Genomic DNA, 16,645 nt, shown 5'->3' with positions numbered 1-16,645 from the left:
CCGAGTGTGTTAGCCATTCGGTGTATTTGGGAGAACTCCTACATGGATAGGGAACAAGCCTGATTTTGTCTTCGAGGTATGTCTGGAAAATGGGCCAGGCTCAATGACGAGCACTGCCTGCCCAGGAGTTCGCCATGCCAAACAAAGCACTGACCATTCTGATTGCCGATGAGCAACACCTGCAACGCTTGTACATCGAGAAGATGCTCAACCAGTTGGGGTATCACCGGATCGTCCCGGTGCAGACCTTCGAAGAGGTCCAACTGCTCACCGCCATCCCGGCCCAGCCTTTTGATGTGCTGATCATCAACGCGGGGCTGGCCACCCACACTTGCGGGCCTCAACCCCAGGCGCATCATGTACTGGTCTACGATCACCTGGACCTGAACCCGGACACGCCCGCCGGTAAAAAGCCTGCGGTGTTGGTACGCCTGCCCGGCGTGCCGGACACCGTCAACCTTGAACACTTCATGGACATCATCGACCCACCCGCAGCCACAGCCGGCCTGCGGGTGTTGCCGTGGCTGCGGGAGCTATCGCGCAGCCACGTGGCCAGGGTTTAGTCCCACTTTGGCGCGATGCCCTTGGGGCTGGTCAGGCGATGGCCGCGTTCCAGTGCGGCGATCTGTGCCATGTCGGCAGCGTTCAAGGTCAGTTGCAGGGCCTTGAGGTTGCTTTCCAGGTTGGCGCGTTTGGTCGACGACGGAATGACTGCGTAGCCCAGTTGCATGGCCCAGGCCAACGTAACTTGCGCCGGGGTGGCCTGATGGCGCTCGGCGATTTGCTGGATCACCGGGTCCTTGAGCACTTCGCCGTAGGCCAGGGTCATGTAGGACGTGATCTGGATACCGTGGGCGGTGGCAAAGTCCACGACCTTGCGGTTTTGCAGGTAGGGATGCAGTTCGATCTGGTTGGTGGCGATATTCTCGGCGCCCACGGCTGCAATCGCCTGCTTCATCAAGTCGACGGTGAAGTTGGAAATGCCGATCTGGCGGGTCAGGCCCAGGCGCTTGGCTTCCAACAGTTGGCCCATGAACTCGGCGACAGGCACCTGGTCTTCCGGCGAGGGCCAGTGGATCAGGGTCAAGTCCAGGTAGTCGGTTTTCAGTTTGCGCAGGCTCTCTTTCAGGCTTGGAATCAGCTGGCCTTCGGCGAAGTTGGCGATCCAGATCTTGCTGGTGATGAACAGCTCATCGCGCGGGATGCCACTGTCGGCAATCGCCTGGCCGACATCGGCTTCGTTCTCGTAGATCTGCGCGGTGTCGATGACGCGGTAGCCCAGTTGCAGGCCGGTGCTGACGGAATCGATCACGACCTGGCCTTGCAGGCGGAAGGTGCCGAGGCCAAAGGCCGGAACGTTTTGCATAGGGGTAGACATCAGTAACTCCAGACGGGGTGTGAACAATGGAGTCGAGTATCCGCCCGTCGTTCCTTCGGAAAAACCGTCGAATCCGAAAAGGACTCTTTACCACAGGTCACGAATGGCCGCCTTGCCACTGTCGTCAGTTCCCGTAGCAACGTTCTCATTCCCGCCAGCGGCTTAAAACGTCGGCGGCGTAATCACCCAGATCACCACCGTGTTCACCTTGCCAGGGTTGCCGTACCGATGGGGCTCATTGCTGGCAAAGCTGAAACTGTCGCCCGCCTCCAGCAGAAAATGCCGCTCACCCACCCACAGCTCAAACCGACCACTCAGCACGTAGCCTGCTTCTTCGCCTTCATGGCTGTAACTCTGCTGGCTATAGGCGCCGGGCGGAAAGCTCGATTGCAGCATTTCCAGCTGGTGGTTGGGCAGGGGTGTCAACAGTTGGTCGACGATGCCATCTTCGTAGTGAATGCTTTGGCGATTGCCTTTGCGGACCACGTAGCCTTGGTCCTCGACTGCGGGCACGGTTTCGCTGGCGAAGAACCACTGGGTGGTCACGCCCAGGCTGCGGGCAATGTTGAACAGTGCCGGGATCGAGGGATAGGCCAGGTTACGCTCCAACTGGCTGAGGTAACCGGCAGTCAATTCACTGGCCTGCGCCAAGGCGGTGAGGGTCAGCCCACGCGCCTTGCGCAGGCCACGAATGCGCGTGCCGAGAAACAGTTGCTGGGGTTCGTCTGTCACAGGTTCCACGCTACCTTGAGTCCTTCGTAGATCGCCTCTTCGGCGGTGCGCGGGGCCAGGCAGTCGCCGATCCGATCAAAGGGCACCAGGCCATGCAGCTCCGCGCCCAGAGTGTCCACCGGCTGGTGCCCCTGGCACAACACCAGGGTGTCGATATTCTCTAGCAGCATCGGCTCGCCGCTGGCGGTGTGTTGCAGGTAGACCGTGGTGTCGTCACAACCGTAGAGGCGGGCGTAGGGGATGATCGGGATGCCCAGCCGATGCAGTTCGCCCGCCAGTTGATCGCGCACGTACAGCGGCAGGTTTTCCCCGCAGTGAGTGCCATTGACCGCCAGTTGTACCCGGTGGCCTGCGCGTGTCAGGCGCTCGGCAATGCCGGGGCCGATCCAATCGCAACGCCAGTCGACCACCACCACTGAGCGCCCCAGGGGGAGTTGCTCGCGCAGCACCTGCCAAGCGTCCACCACCTGCAGCTCGCCGCCTTGCTCGAAGGTTGGCCAGTAAGGTTCGGCGCCGGTGGCGATGATCACGTGGTCGGGACGTTCCTGTTCCACCAAGGCACGGTCGACCCGGGTATTGCGCACCACCCGTACACCGGCCAGTTCCATCTCACGTTGCAGGTTGGTACTGGCACCACCGAATTCGCTGCGCCGTGGTAGCAGTTGGGCCAGCAATACTTGGCCACCCAATTGCCCGCTGGCTTCGTACAGCGTCACGTCATGCCCGCGTTGTGCGGCGACTGCCGCCGCTTTCATGCCTGCCGGGCCACCCCCTACTACCATGATGCGTTTGCGCTTCAACGCCCCTTGCATTTCACCAAATATCAGCTCGCGGCCGGTCTCCGGATGCTGGATGCAGGAGATCGGCAAGCCCTTGTGAAAATGACCGATGCACGCTTGATTGCAGGCAATGCACGCCCGCACATCTTCAGCGCGCCCCTCGAGGGTCTTGGCCGGCATCCGGGGGTCGCAGATCAACGCCCGCGTCATGCCGCAGACATCGGCCTGGCCGCGCGCCAATATCAGCTCCGCCTCCTGAGGCTGGTTGATCCGCCCGGTGACGAAAAGCGGAATCGACAGGCTGGCCTTGAACCTCGCCGCCTCATCGGCAAGGTACGCAGCGGCAATCGCCATGGGTGGCACGATATGGATCGCGCCGCCCAGGGAGGCTGATGTACCCGCGACGATATGCACGTAATCCAGCTGTGCCTGCAGACGTTGCACGGCCTCCAGGGATTCGGTTTCGGTGAGCCCCTCGGCATCGCGTTCATCGGCAGAAATGCGCAGGCCGATGATGAACTGGTCGTCGGTGGCGGCCCGGACCGCCGCGATGATGTCTCTCAAGAACTTCAGCCGATGCTCCAGGGAGCCGTTGTAAGCATCACTGCGCCGGTTCACCCGAGGGTTGAGAAATTGCGCCGGCAAGTACCCATGGCTGGCGACCACTTCAACCCCGTCGATCCCGGCCTGGTGCAGGCGCCTGGCCGCCGCTGCATAACCTGCAACGATCGCGTCGATCATCGCCTGGTCCAACGCCCTTGGCATCACGCGAAAGCGCTCATTGGGCACGCCGGACGCCGAGTACGCCACGGCCAGCAAGCCGTCGGCCGACTCCATGATTTCGCGCCCAGGGTGAAAGATCTGCGAGAGCACCACGGTGCCTTGGGCGTGGCAGGTGTTGGCCAGTTCGCGGTAGCCGTCGATGCAGCCGTCGTCAGTCGCCATCAGCACATGGGAGGTGTACCGCGCGCTGTCATGCACCCCGGCGACTTGCAACACGATCAGCCCTACACCGCCTTCGGCACGAGCGCGGTGGTAGGCGATCAGCTGCGCATTGACGCGGTTATCGGTGGGCATCGAGGTGTCATGCCCGCTGGACATGATGCGGTTTTTCAGGCGTTTGCCGCGCAGCACCAAGGGTTCGAACAGATGTGGAAAGGCAGGGTGCGACATGGTGCGAATACTCCAGGCGCTGTTATTGTTATCGTTCTATAGGAGGCGAGCGCCAGTAAAAAATCAACTTGTTTTTTTACTGGCGGCTGGATTAGCGTCGCCCTCACCAACCCGTGCCTGGAGAATAAAAATGACGCACTCCACCGAACAACAACTGCGTGAACAGCTCGCCGCGTGCTATCGATTGATCGCGCACTACCGCATGAGCGACCTGATTTTTACGCATATCTCGGTGCGCATCCCTGGGCCTGAACATCACTTCCTGATCAACCCGTATGGGCTGATGTTCGACGAAATCACCGCGTCCAGCCTGGTCAAGATCGGCTTGGACGGCCACGCCGTGGAACCCTCCGCCTATGCGGTCAACCCGGCGGGTTTTGTGATCCACAGCGCGATCCACGGTGCGCGTGAAGACGCCCAGTGCGTGTTGCACACCCACACCCGTGCAGGCTGTGCGGTGGCCGCGTTGGCGTGCGGGTTGTTGCCGGTTAACCAGATTTCGATGGAGTTCTACGGCAAAGTCGCCTACCACGACTACGAAGGCGTGGCCCTCGACATGGATGAGCAGCAGAGGCTGGTACAGGACCTGGGCGATAAGCCGGTGCTGATGCTGCGTAACCACGGTTTGCTCACCGTCGGCGAGACGGTCAGCCAGGCGTTCCTGCGCATGTACTATCTGGAGAAGGCCTGCGATATCCAGATTGCCGCCCAGGCGTGCGGCCCGCTGGTGCTGCCGCCTGCCGAGGTCTGCGCCTACACCGAGCAGCAATTCAACAACCCTGGCCGACCACTGGAGGAGGGCGAGCTGGTCGACCTGGACGCCATGCAATTGGCGTGGGCGGCGTTGCTGCGGATGCTGGATCGGGTGTCGCCGGGGTATCGCGACTGATGTAGAGTCGTGCTGCCGACTCAACCCAAGGACACCGCCGTATGACCCAGGAATCCCGTTTTTCCAGGATGGAGCCGGAAGTGCGCAAGGCCACGCTGGTGCAGGCCACGCTCACGTGCCTCAAGCGTGATGGTTTCCAGGGCGCGTCGATCCGCAAGATCAGCGCCGAGGCCGGGGTGTCGGTGGGGCTGATCAGCCATCACTATTCGGGCAAGGATGAACTGGTGGCCGAGGCCTACCGGACCATCACCGGCCAGGTCATGAGCCTGCTGCGCGAGACCATGGCCAAGGCACCGCCGAACCCCAGGGAGCGTCTGTCGGCGTTGTTCCGTGGCTCGTTTTCCGCCGAATTGCTCGACCCGCACCTGCTGGACGCCTGGCTGGTGTTCTGGGGCGCGGTAAAGACGGCGCCGGCAATCAACCTGGCCCACGAGCATTCCTACGGCGAGTACCGCACCATCATGCGTTCGGCGCTGACCGACATGGCCAGGGAGGAGGGCTGGAAGCACTTCGACGCCGACCTCGCCGCCATCGGCTTGAGCGCATTGCTCGACGGGTTATGGCTGGAGTCGGGGCTCAACCCCGGCACCTTCACACCCGAGCAGGGCATTCAAATCTGTGAAGCCTGGGTGGACGGGCTGCAGGCCGGTGGCCGCCAGCGATATCAGCTCAAACCCTGAGCCCATCCCGCCGCCCGAACGCCAGGTTCGGGCCGGCATTTCCCGCTTTGAAAATATTTGCGGTTTGCTGATTGCCTTCTTACTGAACACTTGTTTAGTATCGCCTCATGTCGCACCCCTCAAGCCAAATAAAATAATTCGAGGAAGCCATGACGACCGATTCGCCCGTGCTCAGTCAGGTACAAGCAGGCGTTGCCTGGATCACCCTCAACCGTGGCCCGCAGCGCAACGCCTTGGACATCCCCACCCTCAAGCACCTGCACACCTTGCTCGATGCCTTCAACACCGACGCCGCGGTGCGCGTGGTGGTATTGACCGGCAACGGTCGCAGTTTCTGCGCGGGTGCCGACCTGGCCGAATGGGCCGACGCCGAAGCCCGTGGCGCCCTCGAAACCTACGGCTGGACCGAAACCGCCCACGCGCTGATGACCCGCCTGCACACCCTCGATAAACCCACGATTGCTGCGATCAATGGCACGGCCGTCGGCGCCGGCATGGACCTGACGTTGTGCTGCGACCTGCGCATCGCCGCCCAATCGGCGCGCTTCAAGGCCGGCTACACCAGCATGGCCTACTCGCCGGACGCAGGCGCCAGCTGGCACTTGCCACGCCTGATTGGCAGCGAGCAAGCCAAGCGCCTGCTGTTCCTCGACGAGCTGTGGAGTGCCGACCGCGCGCTGGTCGCTGGCCTGGTGGGTGAAGTGGTCGCCGATGATCAGCTCCAGGCGCATACCACCGAATTGGCCGCACGCCTGGCCAGCGGCCCGACCTTCGCCTTCGCCCAGACCAAAACCCTGATCCGCGAAGGCGCCGACCGCAGCCTGCCCGAGCAGTTGCAGGCCGAACTGGCCGCCGGCCTGTTGTGCGGTCGCAGTGCCGACGGCGCTGAAGCCCTGCGCGCATCCATGGAAAAGCGCCTCCCGAATTTCTGCGGCAAATAACAACAACACCTCCGAACAGGTAGCGCCATGAATTTCCAACTCAGCCAAGAACAAGACATGTTGGTGGACGCGGTACGCAGTTTTGTTGCCAAGGAATTGTTGCCTCATGAGGAGGCGGTGGACCGTGCCGATGAGGTCTCGCCCGAACTGGCTGCACAGATTCGCGACAAGGCGATTGCCGCCGGTTTCTACGCGTTCAACATGCCGGAAGAGGTGGGTGGTGGAGGCCTGGATTACCTGTCCCAGGCCCTGATCGAGAGGGAGTTGTCGAAGGTCTCGTGGGCACTGCACGTGTTTGTCGCACGGCCGTCCAAGATCTTGATGGCGTGCACGGGGTCACAGATTGGCGACTACTTGTTGCCGTGCGTGCAGGGCAAGAAAATCGACTGCTTTGCCCTCACCGAACCCGGCGCCGGTTCCGATGCCAACGCCATCAAGACCCGTGCGGTGCGCAGGGGTGATGACTTCGTGATGAATGGCAGCAAGCACTTTATCAGTCATGCCGGGCACGCCGATTTCGCCATTGTGTTCGCGGTCACCGATACCTATGAACACAATGGCCGGCAGCGCAACGCCGTGACCTCGTTCCTGGTGGATCGTGGCACCCCCGGCATGACCATCCGCCGTGGCCCCAAATGCGTGAGCAACCGGGGCTACCACACCTATGAAATGTTCTTCGACGACTGCCGTGTCCCGGCCTCCAAAGTACTGGGCGAAGTGGGCAAGGGTTGGGACGTGGCCAATGCCTGGCTCACCGCCGGCCGCGTGATGGTCGCCGCCAACTGCGTCGGCCAGGCCCAGCGCGCGCTGGAGGTGTCGCTGCAATGGGCGGCGGACCGCAAGCAATTCGGCCAGCCCATCGGCACCTATCAAGGCGTGAGCTTCAAGTTGGCGGACATGGCCACGCAGATTCGCGCAGCCGAACTGCTGACCCTGCACACCGCCTGGAAGATGGACCAGGGCACCATGACCGACGGCGAGGCCGGCATGGCCAAGCTGTTTGCCAGTGAAACCCTGGGCAAGGTCGCTGACGAGGCGGTGCAGATTTTCGGCGGAATGGGCTTGATGGACGAAGGGCCAGTGGAACGCATCTGGCGCAACGCGCGGATCGAGCGGATCTGGGAGGGCACCTCGGAAATCCAGCGCCATATCATTGCCCGTGAACTGTTGCGGCCGCTGTTGCGCTGATCGGCGCGGAGAACGCTTATGTCCCAGGCTATTCGCGACAATCTCAAGCGCCTGCTGGCGCCCCGGCACCTGGCCTTCGTCGGCGGGCGCAGCATGGCGCGTGCGCTCAAGCGCTGCGCCGATGGCGGGTTCACCGGGCCCATGTGGCTGGTCAACCCGCAGCATGACAGCCTCGATGGCGTCCCCTGTGTGCGCCATGTTGCCGACTTACCCTGTGGGCCGGACGCGGTATTTATCGCCACCAACCGCGAACTCACGTTGACCTGCGTCGCCGAACTCGCGGCCATCGGCACGGGCGGCGCCATCTGCTATGCCTCGGGCTTTGCCGAAACCGGGGCCAGCGGGGCGGTCATGCAGCAACAGCTCTTGACGGCGGCGGGTGACATGGCCTTGCTCGGCCCCAACTGCTACGGCTTGCTGGACTACCTGCACTGCTCGGCACTCTGGCCGGTAGCCCACGGCGGCAAGGCGGTAGAGCAGGGCGTAGCGGTGCTGACCCAAAGCGGCAACTTCGCCTACAACCTGTCGATGAGCGACCGTTCGCTGCCGGTGGCCTACATGGCCTCGGTGGGTAACCAGGCGCAATTGGGCGTTGCGGAATTGATGGATGTGCTGCTCGATGAGCCGCGCGTCACCGCTATCGGTCTGCACTTGGAAGGCTTGAAGAACGTGCCGGGGTTTGCCCGCGCAGCGCACAAAGCGCTGGAGAAAGGCATTCCGATTATCGCGTTGAAAACCGGTGTCTCGCAGATCGGTGCCGAGCTGGCCTTGAGTCATACCAGTTCGCTGTCCGGCTCCGACGTTCTGTACGACAGCCTGTTCGCACGGCTGGGCGTGATCCGCGTCAGCGGGCCGGTGAGTTTTGTCGAAACCCTCAAGGCTGCGGCGTGCGGCAATCTTCCTGCGGGCAATAGCCTGATCGCATTGGCCTGTTCCGGAGGCGATGCGGGGCTGATTGCCGACTATGCCGAGCGCAATCACCTGGCCCTGCCCAAGCTCGATGAACGCCAGCGCAGTGAGCTGGCGCAGGTATTGCCCAGCTATGCCAACCTGGTCAACCCGCTGGATTTCACGACCGCCATCTGGGGCAACCGTGAAGCCCTGAACACCATGCTCGACACCGCCCTGCGCACCGAAGCCGATGCCGCCATGCTGGTGCTGGATTACCCCGCCGAATTCACGGGCGAGCGCCAGGAGTGCGACCTGCTGTTGGAGCTGTTCTGTAACGCGGTCAGTCGCCATGGCAAGCCCGGCTTTGTCACCTCAGCCTTTCCCGAATTGCTGCCGGCTCATGCCCGTGAGCGCCTGCATGCCCAAGGCATTGCGGCGTTGCAGGGAGTTGAAGACGCACTGGCGGCCTGGGGGCGGATTGCCGACTACCAGAACAACCGACGCGTCTTGCTGGAGCGGGGCGAATCGATCCTCGAACCGCTGTGCCCCCAAGGCCTTACGGGCAGCGGCGAGGCGCTCGACGAATGGGCCTCCAAGCAGGCGTTGCGTGCATTCGGCCTGACTACGCCCGCCGGGGTGCTGAGCACGCCGGGAAGGGCTGTCAGCGATGCAGAACTACTGGGTTATCCGCTGGTGCTCAAGGCAGTCAGCACCCAGCTGCCGCATAAGACCGAAGCCGGTGCCGTGGTGCTCAACCTGCAAAACGGTATGGCGCTGACCACCGCACTGGCGCAGATGCGCGAGCACATCGCGGCTTATGCGCCGGGTGTCGCCTTTGACCAACTGCTGCTGGAGTCCATGGCTGCACCACCGCTGGCCGAGTTGATCGTGGGCATCAAGCGCGAAAACGATTTTGGCCTGGCGCTGGTCATTGGCGCCGGCGGCATCCTGGTCGAATTGCTCAAGGACAGCCGCAGCTTGCTGCTGCCCACCACCGACAGCGCAATCCGCAATGCCCTGTTCAGCCTGCGCAGCGCCGCGTTGCTGCACGGTTTTCGCGGTCGAGACCGGGCGGACATGGACGCGTTGGTGGCAGCGATCCGCGCGGTCGCCGATTACGCCTGCGCCAACGCCGGGCAGTTGCTGGAGTTGGATGTCAACCCATTGTTGGTCAATGCCCAGGGCGCCGTGGCGGTCGATGCATTGATTCGTCTAGGAGATGAACATGCACGATAAAACCATGACCGGCGGCCAGGCCCTGGTGCGGTTGCTGGCGCAGTATGGCGTCGACACGGTGTTCGGCATTCCCGGCGTGCATACCCTGGAACTGTATCGCGGCCTGCCCGGCAGTGGCATTCGGCATGTGCTCACGCGCCATGAGCAAGGCGCCGGTTTCATGGCCGACGGCTATGCCAGGGTCAGCGGCAAGCCGGGCGTGTGCTTTGTGATTACAGGCCCTGGCGTGACCAATGCGGCCACCGCTATAGGCCAGGCCTATGCCGACTCGATTCCGATGTTGGTGATCTCCAGCGTCAACAGCACCGCCAGCCTCGGCAAAGGGTGGGGCAGCCTGCACGAAACCCAGGACCAGCGTGCGATCACCGCGCCGATCACGGCGTTTTCGGCGGTGGCGTTGAGCGCGGAGGATTTGCCCGAGCTGGTCGCCCGCGCCTTCGCGGTGTTCGACAGTGAGCGACCACGCCCAGTGCATATTTCGGTGCCGCTGGATGTGTTGGCCGCGCCGATCAAGCGCGACTGGAGCCACGAGGTGGTGCGTCGCCCAGGTCGCGGCCTGCCTTCTGCTGAAGCCTTGGATCAGGCCGCGGCCAAGCTCTCGGTGGCCAAGCGGCCAATGATCATTGCCGGCGGCGGTGCACTGGGGGCGGGCGAGGCGTTGCAGCGCTTGAGCACTCACTTGGCGGCGCCCTTCTTTACCAGTGTGGCGGGCAAGGGCTTGTTACCGGTCGACGACCCGCTCAATGCGGGTTCCACCCTGTGTGTCGCTCCGGGCTGGCAACTGATCAGCGAGGCGGATGTGGTGCTGGCGGTGGGTACGGAAATGGCCGACACCGACTATTGGCGCGAGCGTCTGCCCCTCGGCGGTGAGCTGCTGCGGGTCGACATCGACCCGCGCAAGTTCAATGACTTCTACCCCTGTGCCGTGGCGCTGCACGGCGATGCCCGCCAGACCGTTCAAGCCTTGTTGGAACGCCTGCCGTCCACCCCGCGTAACGCGGATGACGCCATCGCGAAGGTGTCTGCCTTGCTGCAGGCGGTCGAGTCGGGCCACGGCCCCTTGCAGTCCATCCACCAAGCCATTCTCGACCGCATTGCAGCCGAGCTTCCGGCCAACGCCTTTGTGAGCAGCGACATGACCCAGTTGGCCTACACCGGCAACTACGCCTACCGCAGTCGCGCCCCTCGAAGCTGGCTGCATCCCACCGGCTACGGCACCTTGGGCTATGGCCTGCCGGCGGGTATTGGCGCCAAATTCGGCGCGCCGCAACGACCGGGCCTGGTGCTGGTGGGCGATGGCGGTTTTCTCTACACCGCCCAGGAACTGGCCACTGCCGTCGAGGAGTTGGACAGCCCGCTGGTGGTGCTGCTGTGGAATAACGACGCCCTCGGCCAGATCCGCGACGACATGCTCGACCTGGATATCGAACCCATCGGCGTGCTGCCACGCAACCCGGATTTCGCACTGTTCGCCCAGGCATTCGGCTGCACCGTGAACCAGCCCCGCAACCTGGACGAGCTGCAGACGGACCTGCGCAATGGGTTCAAACGCAATGGCGTGACCCTGATCGAGTTGAAACATGCCTGTGCCTGTTGATCTTTAGAGGAGCAACACCGTGAGCGAAAACAACAACAAAATGACTCAAGCGATGCACCGACGGGACTTTCTCAAACACAGCGCCGTGGCCGGTGCGGTGGCGGCGGCGTTTTCCATGGGCCTGCCGTTGCACGCCTTTGCCGCCGAAGCCACGCCCAAGCCTGGCGGCGTGTTGCGCCTGGGCCTGGCCGGAGGCAGTACCACCGATTCCCGCGACCCTGGCTCCTGGGTCGACACCTTCACCTTTGTCGGCTTTTCGGCGGTGTACAACACCCTCACCGAAATCGCGGTGGATGGCAGCGCGATTCCCGAATTGGCCGAACGGTTCGAATCCACGCCCGATGCGCGGGTGTGGACCTTCTACTTGCGCCCCGGCGTGACCTTTCACAACGGCAAGAGCCTGGCCGCCGAGGATGTGGTGGCGTCGATCAATCATCACCTCGACGCCAAGTCCACTTCAGCCGCCAAGACCGTCCTCGGCGATGTCGCCAGCGTCACGGCCAAAGGTACGGATGCGGTAGTGTTCGAGTTGCATTCGGGCAATGCTGACTTCGCCTACGTGGTCGCCGATTACCACTTGGTGATCATGCCTGCCAAGGACGGCGTGGCTGACTGGCAAGCCGGCGTAGGCACCAGCGGCTATCGCCTGAAAAGCTTCGAACCCGGCGTGCGCATGGACCTGGAGCGCAACCCCGACTACTGGAAACCCGGCCGCGCGCACTTCGCCAGCGCCGAGCTACTGGCCATCGCCGACGGCGCCGCGCGGGTCAATGCGCTGGTCACCGGGCAGGTGGATGTGATCAACAAGGTCGACCTGAAAACCGTGGCGCTGCTCAAGCGCAACCCCGGTTTGGTGATTGAAGAAACCAAGGGCGCGCAGCACTACACCTTCCCGATGCTGTGCGACAGCAATGAGTTCAAGAACAACGACATCCGCATGGCAATGAAGCACGCGATTAACCGCGAGACGCTTCTGGCTTCGGTGCTGCATGGCTACGGTCTGGTGGGCAACGACCATCCGATCCAGCCCGGCAGCCGTTTTATCAACAGCGCCCTTGAGCAACGTGCCTACGACCCGGAGAAGTCGCGCTTCTACCTGCGCAAGGCCGGTGTGGAGTCGCTCAAGGTACGCCTGCAAGCTTCTGACGCCGCCTACACCGGCGCGGTGGACGCCTCGGTGTTGTTCAAGGAACAGGCACGCCAGGCCGGCATCGACATCGATGTGGTACGCGAACCGGCCGACGGGTTCTTCTCCAATGTGTGGATGAAGCAGCCGTTCACCACCTCCTTCTGGTACAGCAGCCTGACCGCCGACCGCATGTTCAGCATCGGCTATGCCAAGGGGGCGGCCTGGAATGAAACCCACTGGGACAACCCGCGCTTCAACCAACTGCTCAACGCCGCCCGTGGCGAGATGAACGCGCCGCTGCGCCAGGAGATGTACAACGAAATGCAGGCGCTGTGCCGGGACGATGGCGGCGCGATTGTGCCGCTGTTTGCCAGCTCGGTGGCGGCGCGTTCGAACCGGGTCAACCATGGGCCGCTGACGGCGCCTTATGGCGAGTTGGATGGGTTGCGGTTGATCGAGCGGTGGTGGCAGGCCTGACCCTTGTGGGAGCCGGCATGCCGACGATGGCGGACCGGAGGTTGGCGGTGATGCCGCTGGCCTCATCGCTGGCAAGCCAGCTCCTACATCAGGGCTGTGATGTCTTTGAACGCGTGCCCTTTCAAGGAATCCCACGATGAATAGCTTGTTGAAACTGGTCCTCCAACGCCTGGCCCTCGGCGTGCTGTCGTTGTTTGCCGTGTCGGTGATCATCTTCCTGGCCGTGGGCATGCTGCCGGGAGATATCGCCCAGGCCATGCTCGGCCAGTCTGCCACCCCGGAAACCGTGGCGGCGTTCCGGGCGCAACTCGGCCTGGATTTGCCGCCGTTCACGCGGTTTGCGCAATGGCTGCTGCGGCTGCTGCACGGTGATCTGGGTGCATCCCTGGCGAACCAGCGACCCATCGCCGAGCTGATCGGCGCGCGTCTGGGCAACACCCTGAGCCTGGCCGCACTGGCAGCGTTGGTCTCGGTGCCCACGGCGCTGGTGCTGGGCATGCTGGCGGCGCTGTATCGCAACAGCTGGTTCGATCGCCTGCTCAATACCTCGGCGTTGAGCGCGGTGTCGTTCCCGGAGTTCTTTGTGGCCTACCTGCTGATCCTGGTGTTCTCGGTGAAGCTCGGCTGGTTTCCCAGCCTTTCCAACCTGGCGCCGGATGCCACGTTTGGCACCCTCCTGGAGCGCTCGGTACTGCCGGTAGCCACCCTGAGCCTGGTGGTGATCGCACAGATGATGCGCATGACCCGCGCGTCGCTGATCAACCTGCTGGCCAGTCCCTATATCGAAATGGCCCGACTCAAGGGTATCAGTCAATCGCGGATTATCTGGCGGCACGCGTTACCCAACGCACTGGCGCCTATCGTCAACGTGGTCGCGCTGAACCTGGCGTACCTGGTGGTGGGTGTGGTGGTGGTCGAGGTGGTGTTTGTCTATCCCGGTCTCGGCCAGTTGCTGGTGGACTCGGTGTCCAAGCGTGACATCCCGGTGGTGCAGGCCTGCAGCCTGATCTTTGCCGCGACCTACATCCTGCTCAATACCGGGGCTGACGTGTTGTCCATCGCCAGCAACCCACGCCTGATGCATCCCAAGGGGTAGCCCATGAACCTGCTGAGCCAAGTGGCCCGCGCGCCGTTGAGCGCCAAGTTTGGCCTGCTGATCATTGTGTTGTACGTCCTGGTTGCGCTGTTCGCACCGCTGCTGGCGCCCTATGGCGAAACCCAGGTGGTGGGCGAGGGTTTTGCGCCCTGGAGCGGCCAGTTCCTGCTGGGCACCGATAACCTGGGGCGCGACATGTTCAGCCGCCTGGTGTACGGCGCGCGCAATACCCTGGGCATCGCGTTCCTGACCACCACATTGGCGTTTCTGCTCGGCGGCTTGAGCGGTTTGGTGGCGGCGATCAAGGGCGGTTGGATTGACCAGGGTTTGTCGCGGGTGGTGGATGTGCTCATGGCCATTCCGCAGTTGATCTTCGCCTTGCTGATTCTGAGCGTGGTGGGCACCAACGCCACGTCGCTGGTGCTGGTGATTGCGTTGCTGGATTCGACCCGGGTGTTTCGCCTCTCGCGTGCCGTGGCGATGACCGTGGTGGTGCAGGACTTTGTCGAGGCCGCCCGCCTGCGCGGTGAAGGCTTGTGGTGGCTGGTCACCCGCGAAGTCCTGCCCAACGCCGCCGCGCCGCTGATTGCCGAATTCGGCCTGCGCTTCTGCTTTGTGTTTCTGTTTATCAGCGCGCTGTCGTTCCTCGGCCTGGGCATCCAGCCGCCCACCGCCGACTGGGGCAGCATGGTGCGCGACAACGCGGTGTTGATCACCTTCGGCGACATCAGCCCGTTGCTGCCGGCCTTGGCGGTGGCGTTGATCACCGTCAGCGTGAATTTTGTTGTCGACTGGATGCTGCATAAATCCAGCGGCTTGAAGGAGTGTTGAGGATGGACAAGCCACTGCTGGAAATCCGCAACCTGCAGATCGAAGGGCATTACGAAGACGCCTGGCACCCGCTGATCAAGGGCATCGACCTGACCTTGCAGCGCGGTGAAGTATTGGGGCTGATCGGCGAGTCGGGTGCGGGTAAATCCACGCTCGGTCTGGCAGCGATGGGCTATGCGCGGGACGGTTGCCGCATCACCGGCGGCTCGGTGTGTTTCGACGGCATCCAGTTGCTGCAGGCCAAACCCGAGGCGCTGCGCCAGCTGCGTGGTTTGCGCATTGCGTACGTGGCGCAAAGTGCGGCGGCGTCGTTCAACCCGGCGCATCGCCTGATCGACCAGCATGTGGAAACGGCGGTGATCAACGGCGGCATCGACCGTGCCCAGGCCGAGCGCGAAGCGGTGCAATTGTACCGTGTGCTGCGCCTGCCCAACCCGCAGACCATTGGCCAGCGCTACCCCCATCAAGTCTCCGGCGGGCAGTTGCAACGGGTGATGACCGCGATGGCCATGGCCTGTCACCCGGACCTGATTATCTTCGACGAACCCACCACGGCCCTCGACGTCACCACCCAGATCGAAGTACTGGCAGCCATCCGCGACGCGGTAAAAACCTTTGGCAGCGCCGCGTTGTACATCAGTCATGACCTGGCGGTGGTGGCACAGATGGCCGACCGCATCATGGTGCTGCGCCATGGCAAGCTGGTGGAAGAGGCCGATACCCGCAGCATGCTCAGCCAGCCGCAGCAGGACTACACCAAGTCCCTGTGGGCAGTGCGCAGTTTTCGCACCGAGCCCAAGGCGTGTCCGGTCCAGCAAGTGCCGTTGTTGGATGTGCAGCAGGTGAGCGCCAGTTATGGGCATCAACCGGTGCTGCATGAGGTGTCGATGAAGCTCTATCGTGGCCAGACCCTGGCGGTGATTGGCGAGTCCGGCAGTGGCAAAAGCTCCACGGCGCGTTTGATCACCGGGTTGCTGCCGGCGACGGCGGGGCAGGTGATGTATGACGGCGCGCCCTTGCCCGCGGACTTTCGAAAGCGCAGCAAGGAGCAATTGCGACGTATCCAGATGATCTATCAAATCCCGGACACCGCGCTGAATCCGCGTCAGCGCATCGTCGACATCATCGGCCGGCCGCTCACGTTTTACCTGGGCCTCAAAGGCAAGGCCCTGCGCGCGCGGGTCGCCGAGTTGCTGGAGATGATCGAGTTGGACCCGGCGGTGTTCATGGCGCGCCAGCCGCGCGAACTGTCCGGTGGCCAGAAACAGCGGATTTGCATCGCCCGCGCGCTGGCGGCCGACCCGCAACTGATCATCTGCGACGAAGTCACCTCGGCCCTGGATCAACTGGTGGCCGAGGGCGTGTTGAAACTGCTCGACCGCCTCCAACAGCAATTGGGCGTGGCCTACCTGTTTATCACCCACGACGTGGCCACCGTGCGCGCGATTGCCGACGAGGTGGTGGTGATGCAGCGGGGCAGGGTGGTGGACCAGGGCAGCCGCAACGCGATTTTTACCCCGCCGTACCAGGACTACACCGGCCTGCTGTTTTCATCGGAGCCGGAAATGGACCCGGACTGGCTCGATCACTTGCTGGCCCAACGGGCAGCGCACACCGTTTGAGGAATT

The 16,645-nt window shown here is 63.0% G+C and carries 14 protein-coding genes; 11 read left to right on the top strand and 3 right to left on the bottom strand.

Annotated elements, in window-relative coordinates; all coding sequences use genetic code 11:
* Positions 1 to 134 precede the first annotated feature (134 nt).
* A complete protein-coding gene (locus KUA23_RS18975; RefSeq protein ID WP_078049197.1) occupies positions 135 to 563 on the top strand; it encodes an ANTAR domain-containing protein in 429 nt (142 codons plus the stop codon).
* On the opposite strand, the gene dkgB is transcribed toward KUA23_RS18975, so the two are convergent.
* From dkgB to KUA23_RS18960, 3 genes are all read right to left on the bottom strand, one after another.
* On the bottom strand, positions 560 to 1,378 hold the full coding sequence (gene dkgB / locus KUA23_RS18970) for a 2,5-didehydrogluconate reductase DkgB (RefSeq protein ID WP_078049196.1): 819 nt from the start codon (positions 1,376 to 1,378) through the stop codon (positions 560 to 562). The genes KUA23_RS18975 and dkgB overlap by 4 nt on opposite strands.
* A 162-nt stretch (positions 1,379 to 1,540) precedes the next feature.
* On the bottom strand, positions 1,541 to 2,119 hold the full coding sequence (locus KUA23_RS18965) for a helix-turn-helix domain-containing protein (RefSeq protein ID WP_252992641.1): 579 nt from the start codon (positions 2,117 to 2,119) through the stop codon (positions 1,541 to 1,543).
* A complete protein-coding gene (locus KUA23_RS18960) occupies positions 2,107 to 4,062 on the bottom strand; it encodes an oxidoreductase (protein ID WP_252992640.1) in 1,956 nt (651 codons plus the stop codon). Before KUA23_RS18960 ends, KUA23_RS18965 begins: the two co-directional genes overlap by 13 nt.
* A 130-nt stretch (positions 4,063 to 4,192) precedes the next feature.
* Here KUA23_RS18960 and KUA23_RS18955 point away from each other — a divergent pair, with 130 nt between their 5' ends.
* The 10 genes from KUA23_RS18955 (at position 4,193) to KUA23_RS18910 (ending at position 16,639) form a co-directional block, all read left to right on the top strand.
* On the top strand, positions 4,193 to 4,951 hold the full coding sequence (locus KUA23_RS18955) for a class II aldolase/adducin family protein (protein WP_078049193.1): 759 nt from the start codon (positions 4,193 to 4,195) through the stop codon (positions 4,949 to 4,951).
* A 41-nt stretch (positions 4,952 to 4,992) separates the two neighbouring features.
* Entirely contained in the window at positions 4,993 to 5,631 is a 639-nt protein-coding gene (locus tag KUA23_RS18950; RefSeq protein WP_078049192.1) for a TetR family transcriptional regulator C-terminal domain-containing protein, read from the top strand.
* A 149-nt stretch (positions 5,632 to 5,780) separates the two neighbouring features.
* Complete coding sequence (locus KUA23_RS18945) at positions 5,781 to 6,572, top strand: enoyl-CoA hydratase/isomerase family protein (protein WP_252992639.1); 792 nt, start codon at positions 5,781 to 5,783, stop codon at positions 6,570 to 6,572.
* 27 nt (positions 6,573 to 6,599) lie between these two features.
* Positions 6,600 to 7,760 carry an acyl-CoA dehydrogenase family protein gene (locus KUA23_RS18940; protein ID WP_252992638.1) on the top strand — a complete coding sequence of 387 codons (1,161 nt, stop codon included), beginning with the start codon at positions 6,600 to 6,602 and terminating at the stop codon, positions 7,758 to 7,760.
* Positions 7,761 to 7,778: 18 nt separating this feature from the next.
* Entirely contained in the window at positions 7,779 to 9,887 is a 2,109-nt protein-coding gene (locus KUA23_RS18935) for an acetate--CoA ligase family protein (protein WP_252992637.1), read from the top strand.
* Positions 9,877 to 11,484 (top strand): 5-guanidino-2-oxopentanoate decarboxylase, encoded by a 1,608-nt coding sequence (locus KUA23_RS18930; protein WP_252992636.1) that lies wholly within the window; start codon positions 9,877 to 9,879, stop codon positions 11,482 to 11,484. The genes KUA23_RS18935 and KUA23_RS18930 overlap by 11 nt, the downstream gene beginning before the upstream one ends.
* Before the next feature lie 19 nt (positions 11,485 to 11,503).
* Positions 11,504 to 13,090: an ABC transporter substrate-binding protein gene (locus tag KUA23_RS18925; protein WP_252992635.1), complete on the top strand. Its 1,587-nt coding sequence runs from the start codon at positions 11,504 to 11,506 to the stop codon at positions 13,088 to 13,090.
* Positions 13,091 to 13,226: 136 nt separating this feature from the next.
* Positions 13,227 to 14,186, top strand: coding sequence for an ABC transporter permease (locus tag KUA23_RS18920; protein WP_252992634.1), 960 nt, complete (start codon positions 13,227 to 13,229; stop codon positions 14,184 to 14,186).
* Positions 14,187 to 14,189: 3 nt separating this feature from the next.
* Positions 14,190 to 15,017: an ABC transporter permease gene (locus KUA23_RS18915; RefSeq protein ID WP_099492799.1), complete on the top strand. Its 828-nt coding sequence runs from the start codon at positions 14,190 to 14,192 to the stop codon at positions 15,015 to 15,017.
* A 2-nt stretch (positions 15,018 to 15,019) separates the two neighbouring features.
* A complete protein-coding gene (locus KUA23_RS18910; protein ID WP_252992633.1) occupies positions 15,020 to 16,639 on the top strand; it encodes an ABC transporter ATP-binding protein in 1,620 nt (539 codons plus the stop codon).
* Positions 16,640 to 16,645 lie beyond the last annotated feature (6 nt).

The sequence above is a fragment of the Pseudomonas pergaminensis genome, from assembly GCF_024112395.2.
Taxonomy (GTDB): domain Bacteria; phylum Pseudomonadota; class Gammaproteobacteria; order Pseudomonadales; family Pseudomonadaceae; genus Aquipseudomonas; species Aquipseudomonas pergaminensis.
Note: the sequence above shows the minus strand (reverse complement) of the source record. Positions and strands in the feature narration are given on the sequence as shown.

Coding starts and splice junctions, on each gene's coding strand:
- KUA23_RS18975 (WP_078049197.1), top strand. CDS start 135: ATGCCAAACAAAGCACTGACCATTCTGATTGCCGATGAGCAACACCTG.
- dkgB (WP_078049196.1), bottom strand. CDS start 1,378: ATGTCTACCCCTATGCAAAACGTTCCGGCCTTTGGCCTCGGCACCTTC.
- KUA23_RS18960 (WP_252992640.1), bottom strand. CDS start 4,062: ATGTCGCACCCTGCCTTTCCACATCTGTTCGAACCCTTGGTGCTGCGC.
- KUA23_RS18955 (WP_078049193.1), top strand. CDS start 4,193: ATGACGCACTCCACCGAACAACAACTGCGTGAACAGCTCGCCGCGTGC.
- KUA23_RS18950 (WP_078049192.1), top strand. CDS start 4,993: ATGACCCAGGAATCCCGTTTTTCCAGGATGGAGCCGGAAGTGCGCAAG.
- KUA23_RS18945 (WP_252992639.1), top strand. CDS start 5,781: ATGACGACCGATTCGCCCGTGCTCAGTCAGGTACAAGCAGGCGTTGCC.
- KUA23_RS18940 (WP_252992638.1), top strand. CDS start 6,600: ATGAATTTCCAACTCAGCCAAGAACAAGACATGTTGGTGGACGCGGTA.
- KUA23_RS18935 (WP_252992637.1), top strand. CDS start 7,779: ATGTCCCAGGCTATTCGCGACAATCTCAAGCGCCTGCTGGCGCCCCGG.
- KUA23_RS18930 (WP_252992636.1), top strand. CDS start 9,877: ATGCACGATAAAACCATGACCGGCGGCCAGGCCCTGGTGCGGTTGCTG.
- KUA23_RS18920 (WP_252992634.1), top strand. CDS start 13,227: ATGAATAGCTTGTTGAAACTGGTCCTCCAACGCCTGGCCCTCGGCGTG.
- KUA23_RS18915 (WP_099492799.1), top strand. CDS start 14,190: ATGAACCTGCTGAGCCAAGTGGCCCGCGCGCCGTTGAGCGCCAAGTTT.
- KUA23_RS18910 (WP_252992633.1), top strand. CDS start 15,020: ATGGACAAGCCACTGCTGGAAATCCGCAACCTGCAGATCGAAGGGCAT.